We start from the raw sequence: 2548 nt of genomic DNA on the forward strand, positions 1-2548 counted from the left end.
AGTACTGGAGCCAGCGAAGCACCAGATCTTCTGTAGTATCGCAGCCAAATCCGCCGGTATCGCAGCCGGTAAAGAGGAAGCCTGCCATATTCAGCGCCGGCAGCTGTTGCATCGACTGGAGAATATGCGACCACCAGGACTTGTTGTCACCCTGCCAGATACCGCCGTACCGATGTGCGCCAATGTAAGACGACCGGGAGAAGAACAGCGTGCGCTTGTCAGGAGAGATTTTCTGCAGTGCCTCAAAAGCAGAACGTGTCATGTTCATACCGTAGAGGTTGTGCACCTCGCTGTGCTTTACCATCTTGCCGTCCACATTGTGGTAGAACTTATCGTAATCTCCGATGTTGCCGTTCAGTCCGGCAACCATACCAGTAAATGCAAAATACTCATTGATTCCCATGTTTCCGGAAGTAAGCTTTTCAATCTCTGCACAGGTATCTGCCAGTCTGTCCTCGGTGTAGAAAATTGCCGGTTCGTTCATGTCGTTCCAGAACCCATCAATGCCCTGTTCTGTCAGCACAGAATACTTTTTACCGAACCACGCTCTTGCCTCCGGTTGGAGGAAATCCGGAAAATGAACACGTCCCGGCCATACTGCGCCGACAAAATCGCCGCCCTCTGCGTTCTTGCAGAAGTAGTTCTTCTCAACGCCTTCTTCGTAGACATCGTAGTCTTTTTCAATCTTGACACCAGCGTCAATAATGGGAACCAGATGAATGCCCTGTGCCTGCATTTCCTCTGAAAACTTCTTCAGATTCGGAAAACGCTCTGTGTCCACAGTAAAGTCTTTATACCGCTCCATGTAGTCGATATCCAGATAGATGCTGTCAATCGGAATACCAGCAGCCTTGTACTTTTCTGCAACCGTGCGAATGTCCTGCTCTGTCTTATAGCCCCAGCGGCTCTGACCATAACCGAATGCCCAGAGCGGGGGAATGTAGCTTCTGCCGATGATCTGCCGGAACTGCTTGACAATATCCTTTTCTGTTTCACCGGTGATGATGTATACCACAAGGTCATTCTTTGCCGCCTGAATGGTCATCTGGCTGCGGTTGGTATAGCCAATGTCAAATGTCATCTTTCCGGCATAGTCGAAAAATGCACCAAATGTAACTGCACCGCGGATGAGAATAAAATTGTGTGCACCGTACAGCGAACGTGCGTCCTCATGATGATTGGGATTGTCATAGTTCCAGCTGACATACTGCCAGCCTCTTTTGTTGATGCCTCGAATCTGTTCGCCCAGACCGTATACAATGTCATCTTCTGCGAGTGCATAGGTAAATCTGCCCTGCTCATCCACAGTGAAAAACGGCAGCGAATCCTTTGCCGGCTCCATATTCATGACAACTGCATCAGTGGGGAAAGGGGTTCCAAATACATATTTTTGAATCATAACTGCACATCCTTTCAAAGGTCTATTGCGTTTTGTCCTTCTATATGATATAATACGATAAAACAGCATTAAAATCTATTGATATTCTACGACATTCTGATACAATCCTATTCTTTCGGAGGAAAATGAGATGAATCCAAAAAATTCCAGAGAAAATCGCATTCACACATCCCAAGGAAAGCCATTCAGCTACTATCAATGCATGATTCCAGATCAGTTCACCTGTGCGCCCATGCACTGGCACAATGAATTTGAAATCAATTTTGTGCGGGAGGGCCATGCTGAATTTACCTGCGGGGAAGAAAAAATGATATCTTCCGCAGGAGATATTATTGTAATCCAGCCCAATGTCATGCACTCGGTTTACGCATGTCCCAATACACATCAGGTTTATGACACGCTTGTCTTTAGCCACGAAATTTTTGGCAGTACAGAATCCGGACGCTATATCAGTGAGTGCATTCGACCATTGGTCAATGGCAGCATGCAGGTGCAAACCTATCTCACGCCAAAGCATCCCTATTATATAGAATTGGAAATGATGATGGAAAACATCTTTGCATGCGCCAAAGGCGATACCCCTCGCTTAGACATGCTCATGCGAAGTGAACTGACACGCTTTTTTTGGCTTCTGGAAACAGAGGCAGAAATCGACACCGATTTTCAGGAGCCGGGAGAAATTATCCGTCCCGCACTGGAATACATTGCAGAGCATTTTCAAGAAGCTATTACCATACGGCAGCTTGCCACAGTAGTACATCTAAGTGAAAGCTATTTTATGAATCAATTCCAAAAGCACGTAGGATTCAGTGCGGTGGAATACATCTCGCATTTTCGCATTAACCGTGCGTGCCGTCTTTTGATAAACACCAAGCAGAATGTTCTGGATATTGCTTTTGACTGCGGATTTCGGAATATCTCCAACTTCAATCGGCAGTTTCGAAAGATCACCGGCTGTTCTCCAACAGAATACCGAAAAAAATCGCAGGATTTTCAGACGAAATGAAAGCTATTATACCACTCCAGAATCCAAAAACGGCTGACATCTGAAAAGATGTCACTGCTTTTTATATCAAGTTACGAAAAGAATAGAAAATCCGCCGTTTTCGTTTCAGAACCTGTCTTCACAAGAAATATATGTGGATTTTC

2 protein-coding genes are annotated in these 2548 nt (G+C 45.7%); one reads left to right on the forward strand and one right to left on the reverse strand.

The window, feature by feature from the left end:
- Positions 1-1399 (reverse strand): TIM-barrel domain-containing protein (locus QZL66_RS03615; RefSeq protein WP_293601821.1); only part of this gene is annotated, 1399 nt, incomplete at its 3' end.
- A 130-nt stretch (positions 1400-1529) separates the two neighbouring features.
- Here QZL66_RS03615 and QZL66_RS03620 point away from each other — a divergent pair.
- A complete protein-coding gene (locus tag QZL66_RS03620) occupies positions 1530-2405 on the forward strand; it encodes a helix-turn-helix domain-containing protein (protein ID WP_022410395.1) in 876 nt (291 codons plus the stop codon).
- Positions 2406-2548: the final 143 nt, after the last annotated feature.

The organism is Ruminococcus sp. CAG:330 (assembly GCF_000437175.1).
Lineage (GTDB): Bacteria > Bacillota > Clostridia > Oscillospirales > Ruminococcaceae > Ruminococcus_C.